This window comes from Epilithonimonas caeni DSM 17710, from assembly GCF_000426465.1.
Taxonomy (GTDB): domain Bacteria; phylum Bacteroidota; class Bacteroidia; order Flavobacteriales; family Weeksellaceae; genus Epilithonimonas; species Epilithonimonas caeni.
Genome location: NZ_KE384527.1, coordinates 551,104 through 578,102, shown reverse-complemented (window position 1 = coordinate 578,102; position 26,999 = coordinate 551,104). Strand labels below are relative to the sequence as shown.

Annotated in this window: 29 protein-coding genes; 10 read left to right on the top strand and 19 right to left on the bottom strand. The window is 36.8% G+C overall.

Annotated features, from left to right (window positions below; genetic code table 11):
- The first annotated feature begins 13 nt into the window (after positions 1 to 13).
- From K319_RS0117680 to K319_RS0117650, 7 genes are all read left to right on the top strand, one after another.
- On the top strand, positions 14 to 1,240 hold the full coding sequence (locus K319_RS0117680) for an MFS transporter (protein ID WP_034672039.1): 1,227 nt from the start codon (positions 14 to 16) through the stop codon (positions 1,238 to 1,240).
- A 314-nt stretch (positions 1,241 to 1,554) separates the two neighbouring features.
- Positions 1,555 to 2,577: an MFS transporter gene (locus K319_RS0117675; RefSeq protein ID WP_394330696.1), complete on the top strand. Its 1,023-nt coding sequence runs from the start codon at positions 1,555 to 1,557 to the stop codon at positions 2,575 to 2,577.
- Positions 2,578 to 2,659: 82 nt separating this feature from the next.
- Positions 2,660 to 3,613, top strand: a complete 954-nt coding sequence (locus K319_RS0117670) for a heavy metal-binding domain-containing protein (RefSeq protein WP_219729298.1) — start codon at positions 2,660 to 2,662, stop codon at positions 3,611 to 3,613.
- A 122-nt stretch (positions 3,614 to 3,735) separates the two neighbouring features.
- Positions 3,736 to 3,957 (top strand): heavy-metal-associated domain-containing protein, encoded by a 222-nt coding sequence (locus K319_RS0117665; RefSeq protein WP_027384813.1) that lies wholly within the window; start codon positions 3,736 to 3,738, stop codon positions 3,955 to 3,957.
- Between the two features lie 176 nt (positions 3,958 to 4,133).
- The gene (locus tag K319_RS0117660; protein ID WP_449401662.1) at positions 4,134 to 4,940 is read left to right on the top strand and encodes an RteC domain-containing protein; all 807 of its coding nucleotides are present in this window, start codon (positions 4,134 to 4,136) and stop codon (positions 4,938 to 4,940) included.
- A gap of 185 nt (positions 4,941 to 5,125) precedes the next feature.
- Positions 5,126 to 5,965: an alpha/beta hydrolase gene (locus K319_RS0117655; protein WP_034672037.1), complete on the top strand. Its 840-nt coding sequence runs from the start codon at positions 5,126 to 5,128 to the stop codon at positions 5,963 to 5,965.
- Complete coding sequence (locus tag K319_RS0117650; RefSeq protein ID WP_316930948.1) at positions 5,962 to 6,354, top strand: DUF1398 domain-containing protein; 393 nt, start codon at positions 5,962 to 5,964, stop codon at positions 6,352 to 6,354. Before K319_RS0117655 ends, K319_RS0117650 begins: the two co-directional genes overlap by 4 nt.
- 62 nt (positions 6,355 to 6,416) lie before the next feature.
- On the opposite strand, the gene K319_RS0117645 is transcribed toward K319_RS0117650, so the two are convergent.
- A complete protein-coding gene (locus K319_RS0117645; RefSeq protein ID WP_027384809.1) occupies positions 6,417 to 6,965 on the bottom strand; it encodes a YqgE/AlgH family protein in 549 nt (182 codons plus the stop codon).
- 233 nt (positions 6,966 to 7,198) lie between these two features.
- Between K319_RS0117645 and pdxH the strand changes: the two genes are divergently transcribed.
- Positions 7,199 to 7,849, top strand: a complete 651-nt coding sequence (gene pdxH, locus K319_RS0117640) for a pyridoxamine 5'-phosphate oxidase (RefSeq protein WP_027384808.1) — start codon at positions 7,199 to 7,201, stop codon at positions 7,847 to 7,849.
- Between the two features lie 22 nt (positions 7,850 to 7,871).
- Here pdxH and hisIE read toward each other — a convergent pair whose 3' ends face one another.
- From hisIE to K319_RS0117560, 16 genes are all read right to left on the bottom strand, one after another.
- Positions 7,872 to 8,459: a bifunctional phosphoribosyl-AMP cyclohydrolase/phosphoribosyl-ATP diphosphatase HisIE gene (gene hisIE / locus K319_RS0117635; protein WP_027384807.1), complete on the bottom strand. Its 588-nt coding sequence runs from the start codon at positions 8,457 to 8,459 to the stop codon at positions 7,872 to 7,874.
- Positions 8,456 to 9,208 carry an imidazole glycerol phosphate synthase subunit HisF gene (hisF, locus tag K319_RS0117630; RefSeq protein WP_027384806.1) on the bottom strand — a complete coding sequence of 251 codons (753 nt, stop codon included), beginning with the start codon at positions 9,206 to 9,208 and terminating at the stop codon, positions 8,456 to 8,458. Before hisF ends, hisIE begins: the two co-directional genes overlap by 4 nt.
- Positions 9,208 to 9,924 carry a 1-(5-phosphoribosyl)-5-[(5-phosphoribosylamino)methylideneamino]imidazole-4-carboxamide isomerase gene (gene hisA, locus K319_RS0117625; RefSeq protein ID WP_027384805.1) on the bottom strand — a complete coding sequence of 239 codons (717 nt, stop codon included), beginning with the start codon at positions 9,922 to 9,924 and terminating at the stop codon, positions 9,208 to 9,210. The genes hisF and hisA overlap by 1 nt, the downstream gene beginning before the upstream one ends.
- A 131-nt stretch (positions 9,925 to 10,055) precedes the next feature.
- Positions 10,056 to 10,637, bottom strand: a complete 582-nt coding sequence (hisH, locus tag K319_RS0117620) for an imidazole glycerol phosphate synthase subunit HisH (protein ID WP_027384804.1) — start codon at positions 10,635 to 10,637, stop codon at positions 10,056 to 10,058.
- Between the two features lie 77 nt (positions 10,638 to 10,714).
- Positions 10,715 to 11,851, bottom strand: coding sequence for a bifunctional histidinol-phosphatase/imidazoleglycerol-phosphate dehydratase HisB (gene hisB, locus K319_RS0117615; RefSeq protein ID WP_027384803.1), 1,137 nt, complete (start codon positions 11,849 to 11,851; stop codon positions 10,715 to 10,717).
- A gap of 139 nt (positions 11,852 to 11,990) precedes the next feature.
- Positions 11,991 to 13,025, bottom strand: coding sequence for a histidinol-phosphate transaminase (gene hisC / locus K319_RS0117610; protein ID WP_027384802.1), 1,035 nt, complete (start codon positions 13,023 to 13,025; stop codon positions 11,991 to 11,993).
- Complete coding sequence (gene hisD / locus K319_RS0117605) at positions 13,015 to 14,307, bottom strand: histidinol dehydrogenase (RefSeq protein WP_027384801.1); 1,293 nt, start codon at positions 14,305 to 14,307, stop codon at positions 13,015 to 13,017. Before hisD ends, hisC begins: the two co-directional genes overlap by 11 nt.
- Complete coding sequence (hisG, locus tag K319_RS0117600) at positions 14,307 to 15,164, bottom strand: ATP phosphoribosyltransferase (RefSeq protein ID WP_027384800.1); 858 nt, start codon at positions 15,162 to 15,164, stop codon at positions 14,307 to 14,309. The genes hisD and hisG overlap by 1 nt, the downstream gene beginning before the upstream one ends.
- A 230-nt stretch (positions 15,165 to 15,394) precedes the next feature.
- Positions 15,395 to 16,207, bottom strand: coding sequence for an aminotransferase class IV (locus K319_RS0117595; RefSeq protein WP_027384799.1), 813 nt, complete (start codon positions 16,205 to 16,207; stop codon positions 15,395 to 15,397).
- 52 nt (positions 16,208 to 16,259) lie between these two features.
- Positions 16,260 to 16,646: an START-like domain-containing protein gene (locus K319_RS0117590; protein ID WP_027384798.1), complete on the bottom strand. Its 387-nt coding sequence runs from the start codon at positions 16,644 to 16,646 to the stop codon at positions 16,260 to 16,262.
- Between the two features lie 402 nt (positions 16,647 to 17,048).
- Positions 17,049 to 18,233, bottom strand: coding sequence for an aspartate aminotransferase family protein (locus K319_RS0117585; protein ID WP_027384797.1), 1,185 nt, complete (start codon positions 18,231 to 18,233; stop codon positions 17,049 to 17,051).
- A gap of 61 nt (positions 18,234 to 18,294) precedes the next feature.
- A complete protein-coding gene (locus tag K319_RS0117580; protein WP_027384796.1) occupies positions 18,295 to 19,008 on the bottom strand; it encodes a hypothetical protein in 714 nt (237 codons plus the stop codon).
- Positions 19,009 to 19,022: 14 nt separating this feature from the next.
- The gene (locus tag K319_RS0117575; protein ID WP_027384795.1) at positions 19,023 to 20,771 is read right to left on the bottom strand and encodes an OstA-like protein; all 1,749 of its coding nucleotides are present in this window, start codon (positions 20,769 to 20,771) and stop codon (positions 19,023 to 19,025) included.
- Positions 20,771 to 21,250 (bottom strand): Fur family transcriptional regulator, encoded by a 480-nt coding sequence (locus K319_RS0117570; RefSeq protein WP_027384794.1) that lies wholly within the window; start codon positions 21,248 to 21,250, stop codon positions 20,771 to 20,773. The genes K319_RS0117575 and K319_RS0117570 overlap by 1 nt, the downstream gene beginning before the upstream one ends.
- Before the next feature lie 27 nt (positions 21,251 to 21,277).
- Positions 21,278 to 23,257 carry a KUP/HAK/KT family potassium transporter gene (locus K319_RS0117565; RefSeq protein ID WP_185092687.1) on the bottom strand — a complete coding sequence of 660 codons (1,980 nt, stop codon included), beginning with the start codon at positions 23,255 to 23,257 and terminating at the stop codon, positions 21,278 to 21,280.
- 137 nt (positions 23,258 to 23,394) lie between these two features.
- Positions 23,395 to 23,721, bottom strand: coding sequence for a hypothetical protein (locus K319_RS0117560; RefSeq protein WP_027384792.1), 327 nt, complete (start codon positions 23,719 to 23,721; stop codon positions 23,395 to 23,397).
- A gap of 41 nt (positions 23,722 to 23,762) precedes the next feature.
- On the opposite strand from K319_RS0117560, the gene K319_RS21690 reads away from it, so the two are divergent.
- Both K319_RS21690 and K319_RS0117550 read left to right on the top strand, forming a co-directional pair.
- Positions 23,763 to 23,939, top strand: coding sequence for a DUF5522 domain-containing protein (locus tag K319_RS21690; protein ID WP_169712680.1), 177 nt, complete (start codon positions 23,763 to 23,765; stop codon positions 23,937 to 23,939).
- A 16-nt stretch (positions 23,940 to 23,955) separates the two neighbouring features.
- Positions 23,956 to 24,489, top strand: a complete 534-nt coding sequence (locus K319_RS0117550) for a DUF4136 domain-containing protein (protein WP_027384791.1) — start codon at positions 23,956 to 23,958, stop codon at positions 24,487 to 24,489.
- A gap of 78 nt (positions 24,490 to 24,567) precedes the next feature.
- Here the strand turns inward: K319_RS0117550 and K319_RS0117545 are convergent, their stop codons facing one another.
- A complete protein-coding gene (locus tag K319_RS0117545; protein ID WP_027384790.1) occupies positions 24,568 to 25,407 on the bottom strand; it encodes a restriction endonuclease in 840 nt (279 codons plus the stop codon).
- Between the two features lie 32 nt (positions 25,408 to 25,439).
- Positions 25,440 to 26,888, bottom strand: a complete 1,449-nt coding sequence (locus tag K319_RS0117540; protein ID WP_027384789.1) for an ATP-binding protein — start codon at positions 26,886 to 26,888, stop codon at positions 25,440 to 25,442.
- Between the last annotated feature and the right edge of the window lie 111 nt (positions 26,889 to 26,999).

Sequence of the window (26,999 nt, the reverse complement as noted above, 5' to 3'; positions counted from 1 at the left end):
TAAAATAAAGAATATGTCAATAATAGAAACAATCATAGAGCCATTTAAAGCATTGCGGAACTCCACTTTCGCAAGGCTTTATTTTGCTCAAATTGCAAGCCTCTTCGGGGATGCCTTTACGTGGCTTGGCTTAGCTTTACTTACCTACGAGATAAGCCCCGGTAATGCCGCAGCTATATTGGCATCGGCACTTACATTACGGGTAACCGCTTATATTATCTTTTCCCCCTTTGCAGGAGTGGTATCAGAAAAATTCAAACGGAAGAATATATTGCTAATTACTCAACTGGCAAGAATGGCTATTGTAAGTTTGCTGCCTTTTGTAACCGCAGAATGGCAGCTATACGGGTTGATATTTTCGCTGAATGTATTTGCGGCATTCTTTACACCAACATATCGTGCTATCATCCCGCAGATAGTCGAAAAAGAGCGATACAGGGAAGCGAACGGCTTGTCGATGGCAACCTTTCAGTTGCTAAGTGTATTTGGTCCTGCTTTGGCAGGAATTGTAGCTGTATGGTTGGGAGCCAAACAGATTTTCTTTGTAAACGGGGCAACGCTGTTCATTGCCATATTACTGATATTGACCATCCCGTTTAATGCACTACAAAAGGGAGTGAATGCAGATAACGCACAAACAGGGAATACTTGGAAAGAAGTCATTAAAGGTGTACGCCTGCTATTCGGTAATAAGATTTTGCGGTTTTCATTGAGCATTGAATTTATCTCCGCTGTCGCCGGGGCAATGGTGTTGGTTAATACCGTTGGTTTGGTAAAAACCTCTTTGCAACTGGACGACAAGCATTACGGTTGGATAATGTCGGTGTTTGGAGTAGGTGCGGCTATTACCGCTTTTCTCTTAGGTAGTTTGGATAAAACCAAAACACGGAGCATATCGCTGATAAGCGGGGCATTCCTTATCGGTATTGCCATCAGCTTTGCAAACTTTGTTCCCTATACCGGATTGATGTTCCTATGGATTTTGGCAGGTATAGGACAAACCCTTGCCGATATGCCATCTGAAACCCTTATTGGCGAAAATATAGAGCCGAACGACCAGGGTAAGGTTTACGGTTCCCACTTTGCTTTTTCGCATTTATGGTGGGCAATAGCTTATCCTGTTGCCGGGTTCTTAGGCACTCAATTCCCCAACAAAGATTTTATGATAGGTGGAGTGCTTACGCTTGTCTTGTCTGTCTTGGCTATTGTACTTATGAAAACAAACCTGATGAAAAAATAGGTTTTTGGGAAAGGCGATGCAAGATGCGAAGCAGGCAAGTTCAGTAGTGGTAAATCAGTAAACCTCACAAATCAAACAAGAAATATCACAATAGGCAGACGAAAGCAAATTGGCAATTTTGTATCATAAATTTTAAGATTATGACAGCAAAAATAAAATGGAACAACGTGTATCTCCTGTTTACCTCACAGGCGTTGTTCCAGACTGCATCTATATTGGTCATTACGCTTTCGGGTGTGGTAGGCTTACAAATGGCTCCGGATAAAAATCTGGCAACGCTGCCTTTGGCAATGATTACCGTTGGTACGGCAGGTATGATGATACCCGCATCCCTCATTATTAAAAAATTAGGTCAGCGTAATGCCTTTATGATTGGTACGCTGATAGGTGTTTTATCGGGTTTGGTTTCGTGGTACGGTATTGTCCAAAATTCCTTTTGGCTGTTTTCAGTAGGTAATATGCTCATTGGTGCATACCAGGGCTTTTCCCAATACTACCGTTTTGCTGCGGCTGATGCCGTTCCCGACAATGCGAAAAGCAAGGCAATTTCTTTCGTTATTGCAGGCGGCGTTGTTGCGGCTTTCGCCGGACCCAACTTAGCGAGATTTACACAGCATTTAGGGGCGGTTCCTTATGCTTATTCCTACTTTTCGATTATCCTGTTAAGTGTGGTGGCTTTGGGCGTTGTTTCCTTTTTAAAATTGCAAAAAGCATCGGCTATACAAACCAACGAGGTGGTAACAAAAGGTCGCCCCATAAAAGAGATCATTAAGAATAAAGATACTATCCTTGCAATACTGGCATCAGCCACCGCATTTGCAGTAATGGGAATGTCTATGACTGTTACGCCGATAGCAATGCACAGTGTAGGACATTCCTCAGACAGTTCAGCAACAGTGATACAATGGCACGTATTGGGTATGTTCCTGCCCTCATTCTTTACAGGTATGCTCATTCAGAAATTCGGCGTTTACCGTATCATTATTTCCGGCTTGGCAATTTTGTTCCTGTACATCATCATTGCCCTGATGGGAACAGGCTTTGCACATTTCGTTTCCGCTTTATTTGTAGTGGGCTTAGGTTGGAACTTCCTGTTTATCGGCGGTTCATCATTGCTGACCAAAGTGTACAGACCTGAAGAGAAAGAAAAAACGCAGGCTTTCCACGATTTCACGGTTTTTGCAGTAATCAGTATTGCGAGCTTCTTTGCGGGCAGCCTGTTCAATTATTGGGGTTGGAACGGTGTAAACATTGTAATGATACCGATGTTAATCATCACACTGATAGTGGTTATCAGGATTGTAATGAGCCAAAAGAACGTCGTTGGCAAACAGTAAAAATCGTAAATGAAAAAAGAAAAATCACAATAGCTACAACCCATTTAATGCGGAAATTTGTATTGTAATAAGAGATTAATAGATGAATAATTTAAAAACCATATTGCTAAGCACGGTTGTTTCACTGGCAGTATTATCTGCCTGTAACAATTCAGAAAGTAATAATAAAAAATCAGAGGATATGAATGCACATCAGCACCCAAATCACGACAGCGCATACGCTTGTCCGATGCACCCGGAAGTAAAAGGAAATAAAGGCGATAAATGCCCTAAATGTGGTATGACTTTGACACCTGTTAATAAACAGAAAAGCCAGTATGAAGTAAAAGTGGCTGCCGACCCGCAAAATGTGGAAGCAGGTAAACCGACAAACTTATCCATTGCCATTAAAGAGCACGGGAAAAATATACCGTTGGAAGAAGTACACGAAATGAAAATGCACCTTTTGGTGGTGAATGAGGAATTGACCTGGTTTGACCATATCCACCCCGAGGAACAGGCAGACGGTTCATATAAGGTTTCAGAAACATTCCCGGCAGCAGGTAAATACCTGTTATTTACCGATTACAAACCAAACGGAGCCGATGGAGAGGTCAATAAGCAAACCATTGAAGTAAAAGGTACGGCAGCAGACCAAACCACCGAGTTAAACACAAAGTTGGTTTCAACCGTAGATGGTTTTACGGTAACGCTGCTTAATGGTGAGGATTTCAAAACAAACAGAAATCAAGGCTTGCAATTTTCGGTTGAAAAGGACGGCAAGAAATTAGCGGAAAAGGATATGCAGATTTATCTCGGAGCGACTGCTCATATCGTAATGATAAGCAAAGCCGATAAGGATTTTCTACATATTCACCCTGTGTCAAAAGAGAATTTCCCAATCTATGCCGAAACGCTTATCAAAAAAACAGGGCTTTACAGAATGTGGGTACAGTTCAAAATAGACAACGTGGTACATACTGCGGATTTCACGATTACCGTATCAGAGGGTGAAAAATCGGGAGAAGACCACAGCCACCACGCCCACAAACATTAATAGTCTGCAACAGGAAAACAGTAAATGTCACAAATCAAACAAGAAATATCACAATAGAAGAGTTTGGGAATATGTAGAATTTTGTGGCAGTTCAAAACAATATTAAATAAAGTTTAAAAAATATGGAAAATAAAGAATTTCAGTTCAAGACCAATCTTAATTGTGGCGGTTGCGTATCAAAAGTAAAAGCGGATTTTGACAATGCGGACGGTATCTGCGAATGGAATGTTGATACAGCCAACAATGACAAAATTCTAACCGTAAAAGCAGACGGAATTACAGAAGATGAAATAATTGCAATCGTTAAGAAAAAAGGCTTTAAAGCAGAACCATTAGCGGTTTAATTCCTTAGCCCTATCCAGTTTCTATTAAAGGATAGGGCTTTATTATACCCCCATTCAACACATTTAAAATGAGGCGATTTATTGTAGGGAAACCTGCAATTGCTGCCTCATTAATATTTTTTAATTGTTTTCATATTCAAAAAAATCCGCTTTCAATGATAAATTATTGCCATACTATGATAAACGAATTGGACAATAGAATAAATGATTTGACCTATGAGCCGAATAATTCATTAATATCGTATGAAAATGCAATTATACTGGTATTGCAGAAACTCGAAGAGATAAAGAAATACATTAAGAAAACTGGTTTTAAAAATGAAGAAGATGAAATTATGTTCTTTAAACAACTAAAACCACAATTAGTTTCCAAGCTCATCTACTTTAATTCGATTTATAAAATAGAAACAAAAAGACCACGTGGAGGAGATAAGACAATCAAAAAATATCTGAATGTTGAGCTTTCTAAAATCAAGCGGTTTTTCGATGCCAATTTAGAATTTTATAAGTATTACAGAACAAATAGTACCCACCTCGACCATAAATTCTTTTTACGTGGCAAGCACGATATTAAGTTGAGTTTAGACACGTACTACTTTGAAGCTGACCACAATTTTACAACCTCACATGATTACAAAGTCGCAAAGATTATTGCCAATGATTTAATTCAGGTTTATCTCGAAGACCAGTTAAATAATAACAATCAGAGAAAGATATTTGAGAACCCACCTTTGAATTGGACGGGCAGTAAGACATCATTGATTGAGTTGATTTATTCACTACAGTCGCAGGGTTCAATCGACAATGGAAATGCAGATATTAAAATTATAGCTAAGACCTTTGAAAATATGTTTAATGTTAATTTGGGAGATTTCTATCATTCGTATTTAGAATTAAAAGCAAGAAAGATGAACAGAACAAAATTCCTTGATAGTCTTCGGGACGCACTTATAAAAAGAATGGACGAACAAGACGAAAAATAAAGGTAAAGTTTCACTGCTTTACCTTTATTTTTATAAATTTGCAGTAATGATTTACAAGGTAATTGAATGAAAGCAAGTGTAGTAAGCACCATTACTAAATCGTTACCGATAACTCTTTCGGTTCTTGTAAACTACTCTTTATTAGTCGGTTTTGACTAAATTAATCTTTTTTGATAAAAATAATTATGTTCAGGAAAACAATCAGTCTTATTTTAATTTTGGTTTTTGCATTCGGTTTTGCCCAGGCAGAATATACAACCGAAAACAACATCGCTTATTATCCAGAGAAAATCAGTAAAGCAGATGCTTACATCAGCTCCCAATGCAAACTGAATTTCTATTATCCGGCCAATGTCAAGAATTTTCCGACAGTCATTTGGTTTCATGGTGGCGGTTTGACTGGCGGAACTAATGAATTGCCAAAAGAATTATTAAACGAAAATATTGCTGTAGTCAGTGTGGAATATCGTTTGGCACCAAAAGTAAAAGCGCCGGCATATATAGAAGATGCCGCGGCTGCAACCGCTTGGGTCTTCGAAAACATTGAGAAATATGGAGGAAATAAGAACTTGATTTTCCAATCGGGACATTCGGCGGGAGGCTATCTGGCCATGATGATCACACTGGACAAAAAATATCTTCAGAAATATCAAATCGATGCAGACCAAATTGCCGGACTGATTCCGTTCAGCGGACAGGCGATCACACATTTTCAGATCCGGAAAGAACAAGGGATCGCGGAATTACAGCCAACAATTGATCAGTATGCGCCGTTGTTCCATGTCAGAAAAGATGCACCGCCGATTGTTTTGATTACAGGTGATAGAGAGCTGGAACTTCTAGGCCGATATGAGGAAAACGCTTATTTGGCAAGGATGTTGAAATTAGTCAATCATCCATCTGTAAAACTATTAGAAGAAGACGGATTCGACCATGTCGCAATGGCAAAACCAGGTTTTCCTTTGTTGTTAAAGGAAGTCAGAGAATTAACTAAGAAAATAAAAACACAGAAAAACTTACAATGATGTTTACACTACAACAAATTCAAGATGCACATTCCAACGTTGAGAGCGGAAAAGGATTCCCACAATTTGCAAAAACCATCAGAGAATTAGGCGTTAAAAGCTTGGAAACTTTCGTAGAAGACGGTTCTACTAATTATTTAGGAAACGATGATTACAAAGTTTCCGCACCACAACAATATGCCCCATTATTGATTTACGGAATACCAAATCCTGAAAAATTCTTAGCCGATTTAAGAAATCATCAGCAAGGCGGAACAGACTTTTTCCAATTCTGTAAAGATTGTGCAGACAGCGGAATTTACAAATGGATTGTCGATATCGATGCAAAAACCTGTACCTATTATACAGAAGACGGAACAATCATTTTTGAAGAACGAATCCCTATCTAATAGAGGTTATATTTTAAACTTAATAAAGAAAGTCTTTCATCTTTTTTCTATTATCTCTTGGTCTAATTAAGAGAAACATCCTCCGGCGCATTCGCCCAAAGAAGAAATTCGCCACCGAGATTCTGCATGATGTTTTTCCAGAGATTCTGGTCGTTCGGAAGCGTGTAATCCAAATTGTAAACATCTACAACCGTCCACATTTTCCGTTGTAGTTCGCCTTCCAATTGAAAAGCGCCCCATCCGGAATATCCGGAAAAAACCTTGATATCAGAAATGCTGATTTCACTATTAACGATTGCAGAAACCACAGAATCAATATCTTCGGTCAGATAAAATTCCTGATTGATCTCAATGAAATTTTCCGTCACTTTCTGACCTTTCAGGATAAAATAAACCCTGTCATTTTCCACAGGACCACCTTCGTAAAGTTCCACGGGAAAACCGAAAATATTCAGAAGCCTTGAACTCATATTCTGATTCTTCTTGTTCAGGATAAGACCAAAAGCCCCATTTTCGTTATGGTCCACAATCAGAACGACCGAGCGCGAAAATATGTCGCCCGAAACATCAGGCGTTGATATTAAAATTTTACCTTTGTAAGAGTAATTCATCTATCAAATCTATAAAAAAATATTTTTTTTGAAAAAGAATTGAACAAAAATTTAAGTTAAAATTACCGGAATTTAAATAATTTGGGCAGCTTAATCCGCCTTCCGCTCCCAATCTTTTTTTGCAAAAAAGGATTTCCGCTCAAGTCGGGCTGCGTGCGATTCAACGTTCCAATAAAAAACATTGAATTGTAATCTAATATCTAAAATCTGTTATCTAAATATCTATTTAATAAATGAACAACGAAAACCTCCACGATAAAAGAAAAGTTTACGAAAAATCCCAACTCATCGAAAGTGAGGTCAGACAAAACCCCATCGAACAATTCCGCAACTGGTTTCTGGATGCCGAAGAAAACCCACAAGTTTCCGAAGCCAACGCAATGGCCATTTCCACAGTCGAAGAAGACGGATGTCCAAGAACCAGAATGGTTTTATTGAAGTCTTACAATTGGGAAGGTTTTATTTTTTATACCAATTACGACAGCCGAAAAGGAAGGTCGCTGGAGAAAACTCACAAAGCCTGTCTACATTTTTTCTGGCCAAGCCTGGAACGTCAAATCATCATCAAGGCCAATGTTGAAAAAATTGCTGAAAATCTGAGCGACGGATATTTCCATTCTCGTCCAAAAGGAAGCCAACTGGGCGCAGTTGTTTCTCCTCAAAGTCAGGAAATTCCTGATAGAAATTTCCTCGAAAACAAATTAAAAGATTTAGAAACCGAATTCGAAAACAAAGAAATTCCAAGACCGGAAAATTGGGGTGGTTACATCGCAAAACCTTACGAAATCGAATTCTGGCAAGGCCGTCCGAATCGTCTTCACGACAGAATTCTTTATTCTTTGACAGAAGATTTTGATTGGAAGATTTCCAGATTGGCTCCATAAAAATCCAGCATTTGCTGTCTTTTTATTGACTTCTCGATTTTAAAACTTTCTCAACATCTTCAATCGTAAAACCTTTAGCTTTCAACAAAATTAAATAATGATAAAGTAAATCTGCAGATTCATTTAAAAATAATTCATCGTTGTTATCTTTCGCTTCAATGACCAATTCTACAGCTTCTTCACCTACTTTTTGAGCAACTTTGTTGATACCCTTTTTATAGATTTTATTGGTGTAGGAATTCTCATCATTATTGTCGATTTTCTCAGAAATCGTTTGCTGCAATTCGTACAAAAATCCTTTGTCAGATTCTTCGGCAAAGCAAGTTGTTGTTCCATTGTGACAAGTTGGTCCGAGAGGTTTTGCTTTGATGAGAATCGTGTCGTTATCGCAATCTAATTTCCAGTCAATCATTTCAAGAAAGTTGCCAGAAGTTTCGCCTTTTGTCCAAAGCCTGTTCTTAGAGCGTGAGAAGAAAGTCACTCGTTTTTCCAGCAGAGTTTTATCAAGAGCTTCCTGATTCATATAACCCAGCATCAGGACTTTCAGGTTTAGATAATCCTGAATGATGACGGGAACTAGGCCTGTACCATTATCAAATTTTATATTCATCGTATCGGTAAGTTTTTAGATTTTAAATAATTTTTAAGTTCCGGAATCTCGATTTCATTAAAATGAAAAATACTCGCAGCCAATGCTCCGGTTGCTTTGGTTTCTTTAAAAACGTCTTCGAAATGTTGCATTGTTCCGGCACCACCTGAAGCAATTACAGGAATATTGACTGATTCCGAAAGTTGTTTTGTGATTCCAATAGCAAATCCCACTTTTGTTCCGTCTGTATTCATCGAGGTTAACAGGATTTCGCCTGCGCCAAGATTCTCGACTTCTTTTGCCCAGGAAAACAATTCTTTATCGGTTTCGATTTTTCCGCCGTTGCTGAAAACTTTATGTTGATTTTCAACAAATTTTGTATCAATCGCAACAACCATACATTGCGAACCAAATCTTTTGGCAACTTCGGTTATCAGATTCGGATTGGATATAGCAGCGGAATTGATCGTGATTTTATCAGCTCCGTTTTTCAAGAGCTCTTCCACATTTTCAAGCGCATTAATTCCTCCACCAACCGTAAACGGAATATTGATATTTTTAGCAATTTCTTTCACAAGCGGAATCAAGGTTTTTCTTCGTTCGTCAGTTGCAGAGATATCCAGAAAAATCAGTTCGTCTGCGCCTTGCTGAGAATATTTGATGGCCATTTCTACGGGATCTCCGACTTCTTTCAAATCCAGAAAATTGACACCTTTTACGGTTTCCCCATTTTTGATATCGAGACAAGGGATGATTCTTTTTGCTAACATTATAGAAATGGTTTTAAATCGTTAAACGTAATTCTGTTCTCATACAGAGCTTTTCCGATAATTACACCTTCGCAACCGATTGATTTTACTTTTTCCAAATCTTCAATAGAAGTAATTCCACCGGAAGCAATCAGTTTTATATCTGGATTTTCGCTAATTATTTTTTGATATAAATCGAAAGAAGGACCTTCCAACATTCCGTCTTTATCGATGTCTGTCGAGATAACATATTGGATTCCTGCTTCTGTTTTTTCTTTTATGAAATCATAAACATTCATTTCACTTTCTTCAAGCCATCCGGAAACTGCGATTTTTTCATTTTTAGCATCAGCTCCTAAGATGATTTTTTTTGAGCCATATTTTTCTAAAGTTTCAAGAAATAATTCCGGATTTTTAATAGCAACACTTCCGAGCGTTACCTGGTTTGCACCACTTTCAAAAGCGATTTGAATGTCTTTCTCGGATTTCAAACCGCCACCAAAATCAATGATTAGATTGGTTTCTTTGGAAATCTGTTCTAAGATTTTATAATTGATGATCTCGTTTTGTTTTGCGCCGTCCAAATCGACCAAATGGAGAAATTGGATCCCATTGTTTTCAAAGTTTTTGGCAACGTCTAAAACGTTTTTGCTGTAAATAGTTTTCTGATTGTAATCGCCTTTGGAAAGCCGGACGCATTCGCCATTAATGATGTCTATTGCTGGTATGATTCTCATTTTATATTAATATTTTACAGATATAACTTTATTTTATTTTTAAACTCTCGCAGATTTAATAGATTGGGCAGATTAATTTTAAAATCTGCTTAATTCGCAAAATCAGCGAGAAATTTTTAAACTAATACCTATTATAATTTTAAAAAATTCTCTAATATTTTACTTCCCAGGATTCCGCTTTTCTCGGGATGAAACTGGACGCCGAAAAAATTATCTTTTTGCAGAGCCGTACTGTAAGATTCGGAATAATCTGTTGTTGCAATTGTGTTTTTATTTTTAGTGACATAATAACTATGAACCAGATACATATAACTTTGCTCAGGAATATTTTTGAACAAATCCGACTTCAAATCATAAATCTGATTCCACCCAATCTGCGGAACAAGAACCGAAGCCGGAAATCGCTTCACCGAAACATCAAAAATCCCCAAAGCTTTTGTATCACTTTCTTCCGAATTTTTACAGAGTAATTGCATCCCGAGACAGATTCCCAGAAGTGGTTGTTTGAGTTTCGGAACCAGCAGATCCAGTTGATTTTCCCGCAAAGAATTCATTGCGAAAGAAGCTTCGCCAACGCCTGGAAAAATAACTTTGTTGGCTTCTAAAATCTCATCCGGATTGCTCGTGATCTTTGCCGAAAAACCCAACCTTTCTATTGCAAAAAGCAGACTTTGGATGTTTCCGGCTTTGTAATCTATGATAACTATTTTCATTATTTTAAAATTTAAACACTTCGACAGGCTCAGTGTGACATCTGAGTCAGGCTGAGGCTCTCGAAGCCTTTCATGGTTTACAACATTCCTTTAGTCGATGGGAGAAGCATTTTGTCCGGGTCGCGTTTTACGGCGGATTTCAAACATTTTGCGAAGGCTTTGAAAATCGATTCTATTTTGTGATGTTCGTTTTCGCCTTCCGCTTTGATATTGAGGTTTGCTTTTGCGGCATCTGAAAATGATTTGAAGAAATGAAAGAACATTTCAGTTGGCATTTTTCCAATCATTTCACGTTTGAAATCGGTTTCCCAAACAATCCAGTTTCGTCCTCCAAAATCCAACGCAACTTGTGCCAGACAATCATCCATTGGTAAAACGAAAGCGTAACGTTCGATTCCCAATTTGTTTCCTAACGCTTGATAAAATGCTTCTCCGAGAGCAATTCCCGTATCTTCAATCGTATGATGTTCGTCCACTTCCAAATCGCCATCAACTTTGATTTGCAAATCCATTTGACCATGTTTCGAAATCTGGTCCAGCATATGGTCGAAAAAGGCAATTCCTGTATCGATATTGGATTTTCCTGTTCCATCGAGGTTTAGATTGATTTTGATTTTGGTTTCATTGGTGTTTCTGATGATTTCTGCAGTTCTGTTTTCTAGCTTTAGGAATTCATAGATTTCTTTCCAGGAAGTCGTTTTTAAGGCAATGATGTTTTCGAAATCATCATTTTCTAAAATCTCTTCTGCACCAAGATCTTCATCGGTATTAATGAAAATCGCTTTTGAATTGAGGTTTTTTGCCAGTTTGAGGTCGGTGATTCTGTCGCCAATGACATAGGAATTTTCTAAGTCGTAATTATCTTTATCAAAATATTTGGTCAAAAGTCCTGTGTTCGGTTTTCGGGTTGGCGCATTGTCTTTGGCGAAGGTTTTATCAATAAAAATATCCTTGAATTTAATGTCTTGATTTTCAAAAGTTTCAATAATTAAATTTTGTATCGGCCAAAAATTTTCTTCCGGATGAGAAGCTGTTCCCAAACCGTCCTGGTTCGTTATCATAACCAATTCATAATCCAATTCATTCGCTATTTTTGAGAGATAAATGAAAACCTGAGGATAGAATTTCAATTTTTGAAAGGAGTCGACTTGGTAATCTTCCGGTTCTAAAACCAAAGTTCCGTCGCGGTCTATAAATAATATTTTTTTACTCATTACTAATTTATGTTGTTTTGGAATTCGTGAATTTTCAATTTCATTTTTTTATTGATTTGTTATTTTATGTGGCTTCGAGAGCCTCAGCCTGACAGTGTTTAATAAGCGATGTTACACGGAGCTTGTCGAAGTGTCTAATTTAATTATCAATATTTTGAAGCGTTTCTTCCAATTTTTTATTTTCCTCAGGAGAACCAACCGTGATTCTCAAGCAATTTTTGATAACGGAATTTCGGTTTCTCACAATTACATTTTTATCGACTAATCTCTGGTAAATTTGGTCTGCATTTTCTACTTCTATCAGAATAAAATTGGCATCAGAAGGAAAAATTTTCTTGACTAAACGCAGTTGTGCTAAATTTTGAATAAGCATTTTTCTCTCATTCAAGATCATTTTGATATTCTCTGAAACGAGTTTAATATTTTCTTCATTCAAAGCATCAAGAATTGAATTTTGATTAAGCTGACTGATATTATAAGGTGGTTTTGTCTTATTATAAAATTTAATAATTTCTTCGGAAGCATAAGCAATTCCAACCCTAGCAGAAGCCATTCCCCAGGCTTTGCTAAACGTCTGGCTTACAATTAGATTCGGATAATTTTTGATTTTATTCCTGAAACTTTCTTCCGGGCTGAAATCGATGTAAGCTTCATCAATAAAGATAATTCCGTTGAAGTTCTCAAGAATGTATTTTATATTTTTGGTTGAATTTCCTGTAGGATTATTTGGTGAACAAATGAAAATGATTTTAAGATTCTCATCGCTCAAATAAGGTTTTAAAGTCTCAGGGTCGATTTGAAAATCTTCATTTAAATCAAGATTAATTAGTTCTACATTATTAATATTAGCGGAAACTTCATACATTCCATAAGTCGGCGAGAATGTCAAAACTTTATCTTTTCCAGGCTCGCAAAAGATTCTAAAAGTCAAGTCGATCACTTCATCGCTTCCATTTCCCAAGAAAATATTTTTGAAAGGAATCTGATTGATTACGCTCAGTTTTTGCTTAATTTTCCTTTGATAAGGGTCTGGATAACGATTCAATTCTCCGAAAGGATTTTCGTTGGCATCCAGAAAAATGCCGTTTTCTCCTTCAAACTCTTGTCTCGCAGATGAATAAGGTTTTAGATTAAGGATATTTTTTCTAACCAATTTTTGAATATCAATTTTCATTTTCTAAATATTTTAATCTGACAGAAACGGCGTTTTTGTGAGCAATTAATTCTTCGGTTTCTGCCATTGATATGATTGTTTTTCCGATGTTTTTAATTCCGTTCTTTGTAATATTTTGAAAGGTGATTTTCTTCACAAAACTATCCAGAGAAACACCGCTGTAATTTTTCGCAAAACCGTTTGTTGGCAACGTGTGATTGGTTCCGGAAGCATAATCACCGGCACTTTCCGGACTGAAATTTCCCAAAAAAACCGAACCTGCATTTGTGATTTTATTCGTGAATTTTTCAGAATTTTCTATTGACAGGATCAAATGTTCCGGTGCATAAAAATTAGAAAATTCAATGGCATCATCGATTGAGTTAAGCAATATTGATTTGCTGTTTAGCAGTGCGATTTCAGCGATTTCTTTTCGAGGTAATCCAGCTAATTGTTTTTCGATTTCGAAATTAATTTTATTAATAATATTTTCAGAATTACTCAATAAGATCACTTGAGAATCTGTTCCGTGCTCCGCTTGAGAAAGAAGATCTGACGCAACAAATGCTGGAATCGAAGTTTCATCCGCAATCACCAAAACTTCACTTGGACCAGCCGGAATATCGATGGCTACATTATAATTAAGTGCAAATTGTTTCGCAAAAGTCACATATTGATTTCCAGGACCGAAAATTTTATCCACTTTCGGAATGGTTTCTGTTCCAAACGTCAAACCTGCAATTGCCTGGCATCCACCGACTTTGAAAATATTTTTAATCCCGGCCAAATCTGCGGTGAACAAAATCGCAGGATTTATTTTTCCATTTTTATCTGGAGGTGAGCAAAGCGCAATATTTTTGCAACCCGCTATGTTTGCGGGAATTCCCAACATTAAAACTGTCGAAAATAAAGGTGCAGTTCCTCCAGGAATATAAATCCCGATATTTTCAATCGCCCGGCTTTCTCGCCAGCAAAAAACGCCTTCCGTAGTTTCAATGATTTCTTTCTCTTCTTGTTGAGATTCGTGAAATTTTCTGATGTTTTCAGAAGCCGTTTTTATGGCTGATTTTAACTCGGCGGAAACTAAACTTTTAGCTTCATTGATTTCAGATTCTGAAACTTTCAAGTCATTTAAAATAGCACCATCAAATTTTTCTGTGAAGAAGTTTAAAGCTTTATCGCCATTAATTTTAACTTCATCAAAAACAGATTTAACTTGCTCAGAAAGATTTTCCTGATTTTGTGAAGGCCTCTCGCAAAGTGCTTTCCACTCAGAAACATGAGGATATTTATACAGCTTCATCATAATATCATTTTTTCGATTTCTAAAACCAATATTCCCTGTGCACCTTCATTTTTCAACTTTTCGATGACTTCCCAAAATTGGTCTTCTTTGATTACTGAATGGATTGATGACCACCCACTTTCTGCCAATGGAAGAACGGTAGGGGATTTCATTCCGGGCAAAAGATTGATGATTTTTTCAAGACTCTGATTGGGAGCATTCAGAAGAATGTATTTGCTTTCGGAAGCCTCTTTTACAGCGTTGATCCTGAATAAAAGCATCTTTAAAATTTCTTGATTTTTATTAGACAAATTTTCACCAGAAATCAAAACGGCTTCACTTTCGACAACGGTCTCCACTTCCTTCAAACCATTTGTGAGTAGAGTAGAACCTGTACTGATGATGTCGAAAATAGCATCTGAAAGTCCAATTCCAGGCGCAATTTCTACACTTCCGCCAATTTTTTCAATTTGGGCATCGATGTTTTTTTGTTTAAAATAGTTCGAAAGAATCTCGGGATAAGACGTCGCGATCTTTTTACCTTGGAAATATTCAATTCCGTTATAACTCTCTTCTTTCGGAATTGCCAAAGACAATCTGCATTGCGCAAATCCTAATTTTTGAATGGTTTCAATTTGTTTTTGTTGCTCCAAAACTTCATTCAGTCCAAGGATTCCGACGTCGGCAACGCCTTGCTCCACATATTGAGGAATATCATCGTCGCGGAGGAAAAGGATTTCCAAAGGAAAATTGGAAGAAACAGCTTTCAGTTTTCTGGTGCCATTGGAAATTTTGATTCCACATTCCTCGAGGAGTTTGAGAGACTTTTCGCTCAGTCGTCCGCTTTTTTGTAAGGCTAATTTCAGTTTACTCATTTTGGATTTTGACATTAGTCCGAGTAAACGACAGGAAGATTTTTGGAATAAAAAAACCGACTGATTACTCAGACGGTTTATATTTTTAGAAGTTATGACATATCACGACCTTCCCGTCTGTGCGAGGAAATGGTGATGATGATGCATAAATTGTGTAGTCATTTTCATATTTTGATCAAGCAAATGTATAGAACTTATTTTAATTAAATCTAACTTTTTAGGAAAATTAACTAAATAAAATTCTCTGTCCACTTCTGAACCATCTCAGAAAACCTAGTGTTTTCAAAGGTTTTGTTCCTGATTTTGGAAACAGAATGCACGCCCTTTTCGTCAGAAATTCTTAAAATCTCTTCCGCTTTTTGAGATTCAAAAGCAATGATTTCTGCTTCTTCTATTTCAGCCAGTTTATTTTTATGAATGAAAGTAACGAAGTTTTCCATCAAAGGCGAAATGTACGCCCCTTCCGTTTGTTTCGGAATTTTGATCACATTATCCTGCAAAAACAGAAGATTCCCGAAAATGCTTCTTGCTATTTTTTTATTTGGATTAAGGAGAATGACATCGTCCAACTCATTTTCCTTCGCATAGATTTGGGCATAAATATTCTCCGGAGAATGAACCCTGATATTACTCAGAAGATTAGCATTCACATTGATTTCCTTAATTAGGTCCAATTCGATATTTCCTTTGACAATAAGTATGTCTTCTGATTCTTCAATTTCAAAGTAGAAAGCCGTTTCAGATTTTGGAAGTGTTTTATCTTCCTGTTTTCTGTAAGCCATCATTTGGATAATCCCGTTCTGGATCCCTTTATCAAGGACTTCTCGTTGGAACAGCTCCTGGAAAAACTCTAAGGTATAAGTCAATGGGATATTCAGTCTCATTTTTCTCATAGATGCCATTAGGAAAAAGTATGATTCCTCTGCCATTATGAGTTGCCCTTTTCTTACAAAAAAAGAGACCCAAACTGCATCACCGAAAAGAAAAGAACGGTTGATAAGCTGCAGGTTTTCTTCTGTATAAATTAATTTTTGTAACTGCATTCTAGGTAATAGTAAAAAAATAATGAACGATAAAATCGTTCATCCATTTATTTTAAGCGGCGCCTAATTTTATCTGTAGATTTTCTATCAGGTTTTCCCAATAGAGTTTGTTTTCTTCTTCGTCACCAGGTTCGCAAAAGTCGGTAATATTAAGAGAAAGATCGTCTGTGATCTCATCGATGACAATAGAAAGCTCGAAGAAATATTTCGTTCCTTCATCTTCTTCCCAACGGAATCTCACAAAGCTTTCCGGCTTATAACGGATAAGCGTAGCTCTCTCAGCAGGACCACCGCCCCAGCTGAAAAAGAAATCGTCACCACGCTCTACAACGTCGTCTGCAAACCATTCTGATAATCCTTCTGCACTTGCCAAATACTCATACAATATCTCTGAGAGACAATGCATATTGTATTCATACTGCACTTTCGTTTTCGCCATATTCTAATTCTAATTGTGGCGCAATATATAAATTAATTTCTTATTTCCAAATCAAAATGTCTATGGAAATACAAATTTTTTATAGAAATAATGTATGATTTTTATTAGCTGATTTTGTACAGTTGATGAATACTAAATTTTAGAATTATTGAGGCAGCTTTATCCGCCTTGCAGTTTATCCTGAGCTTGTCGAAGGATTCCCGCTTTTTTCTGTCATGGTGAACGATGTGAAGCGATCCGTAGAACTTTTCTACCATCGCCATGACAGAAAAAGAGCTCCACTCAGGTCGGGCTGCAGATTCAATATAAAAATAACAGTTGCCATAAAAACACAATTTTATCATTCCCCGTAGGAATCTAGACCTCTGAGATGCCTCCTGCGGAATGACAAAAAAATGAAACTTAATGCGCTTCATTCAAAGCTTCCATAATAATTTCGCAACCTTTTCGGATTTCATCTTCGGAGATTGTGAGTGGAGGAGAGATTCTCAGATATTCGTTTCTGTACAATTGCCAGAAAACGATCAGCCCTTTTTCCATACATTTTGAAGCGACTTTCAAAGTGTATTCCGGAGAACCGAGATTCACAGCCAGCATCAAACCTTTTCCGTTCACATTTTTGATTTTCGGGTGAACGAGCAATTCTCTGAATAGCTTTTCTTTTTTATCTGTTTCGTTCATCAGTCCGCTTTCCAGAACTTCTTTCAAAGTAGCGTGTGAAGCAGCAGCAATCAAAGGGTTTCCTCCAAAAGTTGTGATATGTCCCAACTTAGGCGAATGAGAAAGACTCGTCATAATTTCCTTCGAACTCATAAAAGCACCAACCGGAACACCGCCGCCCATTCCTTTTCCCATTACGAGAATATCAGGAACAATCCCGAAATGTTCAAATGCAAACAGCTTTCCGGTTCTTCCAAACCCAGGCTGAATCTCATCCAAAATTAATAATGCACCAACTTTCTCACATCGTTTTTTCAGGTTGATGAAGTAATTGTCTTTAGGCATAATAAAGCCTGCCGCACCTTGAATCGTTTCTACAATGACGCAAGCTGTTTTCTCCGTGATTTTATCAAAATCATTTTCATTATTGAACTCGATGAAATTCACCATTGGCAACAATGGACGAAACTCTCTCTTATGATATTCATTTCCTGCAACAGATAATGCACCGTGTGTATTCCCGTGATACGCATCTTTGAAAGCAACGATTTCTTCTCTTCCTGTGTAACGTTTAGCCAGTTTCAGACTTCCGTCAATGGCTTCTGCTCCGGAATTAACGAGATAAGTGACTTCCAAAGGTTCTGGTGTTGCTTCAGCCAGAAGTCTGCAAAGTTCAACAGGTTTTTCCTGGGCATACTCCCCATAAACCATGACGTGAAGATATTTATCTGTTTGTTCTTTAATAGCATTAACCACTTTTGGATGAGAATGTCCAAGTGTATTGGCAGAAACACCGGCTACGAAATCCAGATAAGCTCTTCCGTCTTTTCCGTAGATGTAACTGCCTTCTGCTTTTTCAACTTCAAAACCTGCGGCGTATGGTGTGGTCTGTGCCTGATATTGATAGAAATTTTCTTTTAAATCCATTGTAAATAAAAACTTAGGCAAAGTTCGGGAATTTCTAGAAAATAAGTAATCTACAATATTGTTAATCTTTTATTTTTAAATCATCTTTCAAATTATACCAACCGCTCCAACTACAATTTCCATTTATAAACTCCTTTGTTTTCTTTTTAAATGTAAGTTTATAATTTTCAACTGTTGTACAATGTCTTTCTTTTGGAATTGAATATAATTCTGATTCGAATTGAATTAATTTGTTCAATTCATTTTTATTAAGTTCTCCAATCTTTCCATTATTTGTAAAGAAGAACTTATTGTTTTTATTTACAACAATTATTGAATCAGAAATCGAATGGAAACAACCTTTTGATTCATAATTTAAAATTATCTGAGTGTCTTTTAATTTTCGGATAATCGAATTTTCTATTTGCTTGGAAATATCAATATAATCAGGATTGATGATTAAAGTGTCTATATCTTTTCTGTTATTGGCTTTGTAAGTTTTTATCTGCTTTATGCCAAATAAATCATAATATTCAAACTGATAAGTACCTTTTTCTATGCTATCAATTTTTAGAGGATTTTCAAGAAATGGACTAAGTTCTTTCGGTAAAAATGTCTTGAGTATTTTATTATCTTTTTTTACAACAAGTTCATTAAGTTCCGGGAAATTTCGACTTGATTTTTTCTGATTCTTAATCTCAATAATTAGTGTGGAATATTTTTTTGTACAACCAATCGACACAAGTGAAAAAATAAATCCACAGATAGTAATTTTAAATATGTTTGATATTTTCATTATCAAATTAAATATTACTTCTTGACCCGGACCGGCGTTTTTGGTTTGTTCTTTTCCTCTAACTTTTTACGTTCTGCTTCAGCTCGTTCAAAGAGAGAATTATCTGATTCGTAAACGATTTCAGGATAATTAGGTGTGTCTAGGAAAATGTCGCTCCATTTCTGTGGACGGTCTTTGGTATTCCAGTTAAAATCTTTGAAAAAACGTTCGGCTTTTGAAATCTTGCTCATCGGATAAGTGTCCGTATTAGCACCAATATTACAGTCAACAACTTCCAAGCGACGTTCTAAAAACTCTGCCACAATCTCGCCGCAGGTGGAAAGAGCAACTCCAATTCTTGTGATTTGGTGCGTCTTTTTATTCTCATCATCAGCGTAAGTGATTGCTTGAGCGTTACCAACGGCTTTTGCACTGTCTATGGCATTGTTGTTCAGATAGACGATCATGTTCTTGCTTTTGATCTGATTGAATTCATCTTTCAAATTCAAGGAGTCTGCTTTGCTGATCGCAAAAGCATTGCCCAAAACCCTGATGGAATCTGTGATTTCTTTCTCTGGATCGCTGTAAACACGTATTTCGTCTCCTGTCACCTGTTTTGCTCCCATCCAAAGAATTGGTTTTCTCATGAGATGCATTTCGCCATCAGTCTCGTTAAAACTTAAAGAATCCGCTCGTCCTTGCATATTGGTCTTGAAAATCCTCACTTTCCTGAATGCACGCAAATAACTTTTTTTCTTCAAAGAATTGGCGGAATCTGGCCTTTGAAAGGTGATGAATTTCTCTGCGGAAAAATAGGCAGAATCCTTACTGAGAATCTTTACTGCATAGGGTTTATCGGTAACCATCGCAGAATCTCTCTTCTCATAGATCTCTCCATAGCCGCCTTTTATGAAACGTTTTTGTTGAGGGTCGTCCAGCATTACATTTCCTGTTCCTTTACCAAAGCCCGTATTTCTGTTGAAGTATAATTTGTCTCCGGTCAGAATCTTTCCATTATTATGGATTCTGGAATTTTTGTTGAGGAAAGATTCTCCGGTTTTGGAATTATAACTTCCTAATTCTGTGTAGACATAATTTATTGGATTTCTTTTGTCTCTTATTGTAGTTGGACCTGTGAAATCGGAAACGCCAGTGTTTTGATTTTGTTTGATATTATCACTGACAATGGTGTATTTATCAGTTTCGATGTTGGAACGTCCAATGAAATCAATCATTTTTGTATTGAGATAATAGGTCGCCGATCTGGTGTACATCACACTTCCGTCTTTGCTGTAAATAGTTCCGCCTGTATTGAAATAAGCGGTATTTGGGATTTTATCGTAATAGAGTGTTTCTGTTTTGATGGTCTGCTTCGGGTCGGTAAGAACTACATTTTTACGGGCAATTCCACGTTCCGTATTACCATCGTATTCCATTTCTTCTGCAGTGATCCGGTTTCCGTCAGGAGTTGTCAAGACGACATTTCCTATGGCCTTCAGGAAATTTTCTTTCTGATAAAAAACGACCTCATCCGCTGTAAGGACAGAACCTTGATGTTCAAATACAACATTTCCGGAGAAAACTGGATTTCCGTCATATTTGTCTTCTTTAATACCAAAAGTATCAGAATGTTTGTTGATGACTTTTTTGGAAGGCTGAGATTGCGGATTTGAGTTTTTGAAAAAAGGGTCTTTTACCAGCCCTTGATCTGTGGTTGGTGGTGTGACCTGCGAAAATATTCTAACAAAAATTAGAAGTAGAACTACAAAAAAAGATTTCTTCATTAATTTTCAGACTTCTTGTGTCCGTAAAAGTACAAAGAGTGCGTATCAATACTTACGCCAAATGCTTTTTCAATAGAGTCTTTGATTCCCTGGATCCTTGGGTCACAAAACTCAATAATTTCCTCGATTTCTTTGTCAGAATCTGCTTTGTAAATAACCAAATGGTCATGCTGCTTATCAAAATATGACTTTTCATAAGAAGATGTACTCAAAGTTTTTTCTCCGAATTGGTGCTTTCTGATTAGGCCTGCATCCAGGAAAATCTCAATGGTATTATAAATCGTCGCCTTGCTTACGTGATATTTTTTCTGCATCATCAGCAGGTAAAGGTCGTCCACGTTGAAGTGGTGCTCCATATTGTAGATCTCTTCAAGAATAGTGTATCTCTCAGGCGTATTACGGAAGCCTTTATCCATCAGATATTGTCTAAGGACGTCTTTTATAGTTGCGATATTCAACTCTTTTTGTTTCGTATCCATAATACAAAAATAGCGATTTTTTCGGGATTACTCGTAATGCTTATGTTCGACTTTTTCGATTCTCTCGATTTTGATTTTTTGGTCGAGAAGCGGTGCTGATTCTACCACAACATTGTGACTTGCAACACCATAAGCCGTGAAATCATTACTTCCGAGTTTTTTCACAAAATTATAAATGTTAAGAATGATCTTGTCTCTGATTGTCAATAAGAAATCGTTGATATAAACATTATCAATGATCACGAATTTAAGATCCGGCGGGATGTTATGTGCTCTCAAGGACGGATGCGAACTTCTTGACGGGATTGTTCCTTCTTCCATCATTTCGTTCAGAATCTGTTGGAAATAATCATTGATTCGTCTGTCTCTTTTGAATCCTAATAAGAAACTGATCTTATAAATCGTTCCCGGCAGAATCTCCTCTACATGATATTTGAAACTGTATGGGTCTTCCTGATTGACAATATTTAAAATAAAATAATGGTCTGCTCTTTTAGGTTGTGCACGGATGATCGAGTAGATGATCTTCGATTCTACTTCATCATCGCGTTTTGCCCGACTTATGAACGCAAGATTGGTCGCATACTTAGGAATCGTTTCATCCAGCTTCATATCTTTTATTGTGGAAACATACTTTTGAAGCTTTACAAATTTGATGAATGTTGTTTTGATAAGTCGCCCGTTATACCAGGCGTACATACAGATTCCGATAAATCCTGCCAACAGAACGGACATCCAGCCACCTTCGAAAAATTTAATAATATTGGCACTGAAAAATCCGCCTTCTATCACAATATAAACCAATGCAAAAAGCGCGATCCAGAGTTTGTTTGTTCTCGTTTTCAAAAACCAGAACACCAGGAGAATGGTCGTCATCAGCATTGTCACGGTAATGGAAAGTCCATAGGCCGCTTCCATTCTTCCGGATTCTTTGAAATAGATCACAACAACAAAGCACAAAAGCAGAATTCCCCAATTGATTTTCGGGATGTACATTTGACCTTTTATCCCGGAAGGATATTCGATTTCCTGATTAGGCCAGAAATTGAGGGCCATTGCTTCGGAAAACATCGTGAACGCTCCTGTGATTACCGCCTGGCTTGCAATGATAGCTGCAGCTGTCGCAATTACAACACCCGGAATAATAAACCATTCCGGCATAATTCCGAAAAATGGATTCTTACCACGGAATACTTCGTGATAGTTGCTCAACAGCCAGGCACCTTGTCCCAAATAATTGAGGATCAACATGGCTTTCACAAAAATCCAGCTCACTCGGATATTCTTGATACCACAATGCCCAAGATCGGAATATAATGCTTCTGCTCCTGTTGTACAAAGAAAGACCGCGCCAAGGATAACAATGGCGCTAGGAGAGTTATAGATCAATTTTAGGGCATAATAAGGATTAAAAGCTTTTAGGATCATTGGATGTTCAACTAAATGGACAAGACCAAAACCTCCTAAAACCAGAAACCAGAGTACCATTACCGGTCCGAAAAACTTTCCGATAAAGCTGGTCCCAAATTGCTGAACCACAAAAATAATTACCAAAATGGCCAATGTAATAGGAACAACAGGCGGCTTGTGCGTGACGAGTTCCAGACCTTCAATGGCGGACATCACTGTAAGAGACGGCGTGATGATACTGTCCGCCACCAAAGCGGCTGCTCCGATGATGGCAATGATGTAAAGCCACTTTTTCTTGAATCTTTTGACGAGTGAATAAAGTGATAGAATGCCACCTTCGCCTTTGTTATCAGCCCTCAAAGCGATAATGACGTATTTGATAGTCGTTTGTAAAGTCAGTGTCCAAATAATGCACGATAGTGCCCCTTCTATGTATTCCTCGGAGATGATTCCGCCGGCCTTTCCTGCATTGATAATGGCTTTCATCACGTAAAGCGGAGAAGTGCCGATATCTCCGAAAACGATTCCCAAAGAGACCAGAACGCCAACCCAGGAAAGTTTTTTGAGGTCAAAATGACCACTGCTATCTTGCGACATAATTGCGATATGTTGAAAAAATAATTCTGCAAATTTAGATTATTTTATATTCTGAGAAATTTTTTTTACGAAAATGTAATACTTAAAGAAAAGAGGAGTACGGGAATTATTATTACCAATCGCTTCTGATATTGAATTTAAAGATATTTTAAGAAACTCCAGAGTTTTCTTTTTCTGAGGTAATCCAGGTTTTGGTCATTGTCATAAGCTTCCCTTTCGAAGCTGATATTTTGGTAAGCGAGGTGTGGATTTTTGTATTTCAGATATTTGAGATAATATTCGGAGAGATACCAAATGTAAAACGGGATGACCAACAATTCCAATTGCTGACGGATATGAATCTTCTCATGATTAATGAGAATCTTGTTTTGCCTGTATTCTTTTTTTCTCAGCAATATGAACGGGAACAATGTAATCCCCGAAATTTTAGTATTTTTGAGTAATCTTTGACAGACAATGATAATCATAGATCAAAGGTAAAAATTTTGGTATAGTTTTTTAACTTATGAAACTAAATGACATCAAAGAAAATGAAGACTTTTATTATAACGAACAAGGTTATAAGGTTTTTACGGAAAAATTCCACCTGAAACGTGGCTATTGCTGTAAAAGCGGATGCAGACATTGCCCTTACGGTTATGATAAAAAGACGGATACTTTCATTAAAAAACCTAAAAATTAACAATAAAATCTACATTATGAAAAAATATATATTTATACTTCTTGCAGTGGTTTCTTTGGGCATAGCTTCTTGTAGCCCTTTTCAAGTGAAATCTGACTATTCTGCAACAGCAAATTTTGCTAATTACAAAACTTATTTGTTAAGAACTGACGATTTGAAACTGAATGACCTTGATAAAGACAGAGTTTTGAACGAACTGTCAAAACAAGTTCAGGCAAAAGGATTGACTTCTGCTCAGAATCCGGATTTGATCATCAATGTAAAGGCGTCTCACAAAAAAATTCAGGATATCACAACCAGTGCTAATGTTGGCTGGGGTTGGGGAAGACCTTGGGGCTGGGGCGGCGGTTTCGGTATGGGAAATACATGGACCAACAACTATAATAGTGGAACGATTGTGATTGACATCATCGATGCGAAAACTCAAAAACTGGTTTGGCAAGGCGCAGGTAGCGGAATTTCTGTAGATTCTCCAAGATCAAAACAAAAACAGATTCCACAAGTTGTGGCAGAGATAATGGCCAATTATCCGCCTCAAAAAGGGAAATAGTTTCTCTGTACGATAGAAGATCGATAGATTATAGACAATAAAAAAAACCGTCTCGTTACCAATAACGAAACGGTTTTTTTATTCCGATATTTTTGTAGTCATTAGTTCTTTTACTTCTTTAAGGACTTCGGACTTTTTTTCTTGGCTAAGTTCTAAAATATTCAGTAAATTCTGATTATTGAATAATTCTTTTGTCAGAATACATCTTTTCTCCAGCAATCTTTGTTTTTGTTTTCCATATAGAGTCGTGAGACAAGTGATTGGGTAAAGTGCATTTTGGTCCACCAGACTTTTGATGTTCTTATCTTTAGGATAATCCCAGGATAGCAATCTCAAACCATAATATTCTGAGAAAGCCACAGAATCCTTCGTGAAATAAGTATTGGTAATCAACCAGCCGTCAGTAAATTCGGTTTTGGTGCCAAAAAGATCATATTGAATATCAGAAATGTCTTTGATTCTAGACAAAACGTACATCGGCGTTGTGACAGAAATTTTTGTGTCTTCTGCATTGCGAAATTTGCATTCTACCCAATAGGTTTTCGAATCTTTTTTAGCAATAACATCAGCTTCGTGAGTCACCGAATGTCCTTTTATCAATTGTCCGGTTTCGGTTTTGTAACCGATGTTCTGAAATACTCGAGAAATCCATTGCTCAAAATAAAACCCAGCAGGGCCCAATTCCAACAAGGCTTTTTTCAAACTGTATCTTGCTGCGACAGAATTCGAGATTTTCTTTAATTCTTCAAACGCCATTCTGTACAGTTCGCCGGTCGTGATGCCTTCGAAACATTTTGGTAAAACCGTTTCCAAAACCCTTTTCACAGATTGTTCGCCCGCTCCCGAATTCCGAAGTGAGTTTTCTAGCTTTGAAATTTCAAATTCTACCGTTTCTCCAGCATTATTTTTTATTTTCATAATTCCGTTTTATTTGCTTTAAATTTAACCGGCTAGTTACTATTTTTCATTTTTAGTGTTATATCACCAATGTTATAACTGTATATTGAAGCAGGTAAGAATGAAAAAGAAAAGGTATCTATTGTTTTTACTCCCATTTGGTCAATAGAAGTGACCAAAGCTTTTTCGAATGAATTAGCTTTACAGAATTTAATTAAACTTTTCAATTCATTAGGTTTTTCGAAGTATCGATTACTCCATTTTATTTCTACACCCCAGACAGGTTTGTATTTTTTATCATCAACTAAAACTAAATCTACCTCACCTTCGTTTTTACCGTCTTTCCATCTTGCATATGTCAAATCTAATTTTTCGCGATGCATCCATTGTGAAAGTACGGCTGTTTCTATCATATTACCCATTTCACTGTCTGTTTCGGAAATCGGAGAAAATAAAGCTGTACGTAACGATGGATTGGTTAAATATACTTTGAAACTTGTAATTCTCTTTAGACGTTTGGCATTTACATCAACCCTATTTAGTACTTTTATTAGAAATGCTGCTTCTAAGTATTCTAAATATTTTTTGAGTGTGTCTTTTTGTATACCACTTTCCCTACTCATTGTTTCGTACGAAAACTCACTACCTGTATTGTAAGCTATATAAGTAAAAAATCTGTTTAATTCCTGTACATCCTTTATGCCATATAAACTTGGCAGGTCACGCAACAATACTTTATCAACAATATCGTTTTTAACATATCTACCCATATCACTTTGAATCTTTTCAGATAATACAACCTCAGGATAACCTCCAAAATTTAAGTAGTGTACAAATTCCTTATTGAGCACTTTTATATCATGCGTAAGACAGTAGGGGATTTGCTGTTCTCCATATGTTATTGTTCCATCATAAATGAGATGATTCATCTCCTTAAGATGAATATATTCTTGAAAAGTAAGAGGAGGTAACATAAAATCAGTAAATCTGCCTGCTCCACTCTCTGTACTGTGCCATTTCAGAGCGGCAGCTGCTGACCCGGATACAATGAATTTTGTTTCAGGAAATGAATCTACGAGTACTTTTAAATGTCTTTCCCAGTCTTTGAGGTATTGTATTTCATCAAAAAAAACAAAACAACCATTCAAATTTTTTAAGTTAAGGGATTCTTTGCAAAGGTTTAAAATATCTTCTAAACTTAGATGAACATAAATAGGATTATCAATTCCTATAAAAAAAATTTTTTGCGGATTTACATCTTCATTAATTAACTGTTCTATGCTGTGGAAAAGCATTACTGTTTTACCTACCCGTCGTGGACCCATTAGTACCAATGCTCTTTTTATATTTTTCTCTATCACAAAAGGATAGAATAGTTTAAAATATAGACGTTTTGACATTGAGCTATATGTTTCGGGTATTTGTTTATTAATCCACCAAGGGTTTTCATAACGCAAGCGCTCTATTATTTTTTTGACTGGAATAAGGCTGTAAATATCCATAAATCTGCTTGTTTTTGCAAAAATAGTTAAAATAAATAGATTTAAATCATCTTATTTTTATATTTTATTGATGTATTGTTAACTTTTTCAGTAATATTTATCTTAATTTTA

Bases quoted from the DNA above. Each gene is read 5' to 3' on its own strand.
- K319_RS0117680 (WP_034672039.1), top strand. From the start codon at position 14: ATGTCAATAATAGAAACAATCATAGAGCCATTTAAAGCATTGCGGAAC.
- K319_RS0117675 (WP_394330696.1), top strand. From the start codon at position 1,555: ATGATGATACCCGCATCCCTCATTATTAAAAAATTAGGTCAGCGTAAT.
- K319_RS0117670 (WP_219729298.1), top strand. From the start codon at position 2,660: ATGAATAATTTAAAAACCATATTGCTAAGCACGGTTGTTTCACTGGCA.
- K319_RS0117665 (WP_027384813.1), top strand. From the start codon at position 3,736: ATGGAAAATAAAGAATTTCAGTTCAAGACCAATCTTAATTGTGGCGGT.
- K319_RS0117660 (WP_449401662.1), top strand. From the start codon at position 4,134: ATGATAAACGAATTGGACAATAGAATAAATGATTTGACCTATGAGCCG.
- K319_RS0117655 (WP_034672037.1), top strand. From the start codon at position 5,126: ATGTTCAGGAAAACAATCAGTCTTATTTTAATTTTGGTTTTTGCATTC.
- K319_RS0117650 (WP_316930948.1), top strand. From the start codon at position 5,962: ATGATGTTTACACTACAACAAATTCAAGATGCACATTCCAACGTTGAG.
- K319_RS0117645 (WP_027384809.1), bottom strand. From the start codon at position 6,965: ATGAATTACTCTTACAAAGGTAAAATTTTAATATCAACGCCTGATGTT.
- pdxH (WP_027384808.1), top strand. From the start codon at position 7,199: ATGAACAACGAAAACCTCCACGATAAAAGAAAAGTTTACGAAAAATCC.
- hisIE (WP_027384807.1), bottom strand. From the start codon at position 8,459: ATGAATATAAAATTTGATAATGGTACAGGCCTAGTTCCCGTCATCATT.
- hisF (WP_027384806.1), bottom strand. From the start codon at position 9,208: ATGTTAGCAAAAAGAATCATCCCTTGTCTCGATATCAAAAATGGGGAA.
- hisA (WP_027384805.1), bottom strand. From the start codon at position 9,924: ATGAGAATCATACCAGCAATAGACATCATTAATGGCGAATGCGTCCGG.
- hisH (WP_027384804.1), bottom strand. From the start codon at position 10,637: ATGAAAATAGTTATCATAGATTACAAAGCCGGAAACATCCAAAGTCTG.
- hisB (WP_027384803.1), bottom strand. From the start codon at position 11,851: ATGAGTAAAAAAATATTATTTATAGACCGCGACGGAACTTTGGTTTTA.
- hisC (WP_027384802.1), bottom strand. From the start codon at position 13,025: ATGAAAATTGATATTCAAAAATTGGTTAGAAAAAATATCCTTAATCTA.
- hisD (WP_027384801.1), bottom strand. From the start codon at position 14,307: ATGAAGCTGTATAAATATCCTCATGTTTCTGAGTGGAAAGCACTTTGC.
- hisG (WP_027384800.1), bottom strand. From the start codon at position 15,164: ATGAGTAAACTGAAATTAGCCTTACAAAAAAGCGGACGACTGAGCGAA.
- K319_RS0117595 (WP_027384799.1), bottom strand. From the start codon at position 16,207: ATGCAGTTACAAAAATTAATTTATACAGAAGAAAACCTGCAGCTTATC.
- K319_RS0117590 (WP_027384798.1), bottom strand. From the start codon at position 16,646: ATGGCGAAAACGAAAGTGCAGTATGAATACAATATGCATTGTCTCTCA.
- K319_RS0117585 (WP_027384797.1), bottom strand. From the start codon at position 18,233: ATGGATTTAAAAGAAAATTTCTATCAATATCAGGCACAGACCACACCA.
- K319_RS0117580 (WP_027384796.1), bottom strand. From the start codon at position 19,008: ATGAAAATATCAAACATATTTAAAATTACTATCTGTGGATTTATTTTT.
- K319_RS0117575 (WP_027384795.1), bottom strand. From the start codon at position 20,771: ATGAAGAAATCTTTTTTTGTAGTTCTACTTCTAATTTTTGTTAGAATA.
- K319_RS0117570 (WP_027384794.1), bottom strand. From the start codon at position 21,250: ATGGATACGAAACAAAAAGAGTTGAATATCGCAACTATAAAAGACGTC.
- K319_RS0117565 (WP_185092687.1), bottom strand. From the start codon at position 23,257: ATGTCGCAAGATAGCAGTGGTCATTTTGACCTCAAAAAACTTTCCTGG.
- K319_RS21690 (WP_169712680.1), top strand. From the start codon at position 23,763: ATGAAACTAAATGACATCAAAGAAAATGAAGACTTTTATTATAACGAA.
- K319_RS0117550 (WP_027384791.1), top strand. From the start codon at position 23,956: ATGAAAAAATATATATTTATACTTCTTGCAGTGGTTTCTTTGGGCATA.
- K319_RS0117545 (WP_027384790.1), bottom strand. From the start codon at position 25,407: ATGAAAATAAAAAATAATGCTGGAGAAACGGTAGAATTTGAAATTTCA.
- K319_RS0117540 (WP_027384789.1), bottom strand. From the start codon at position 26,888: ATGGATATTTACAGCCTTATTCCAGTCAAAAAAATAATAGAGCGCTTG.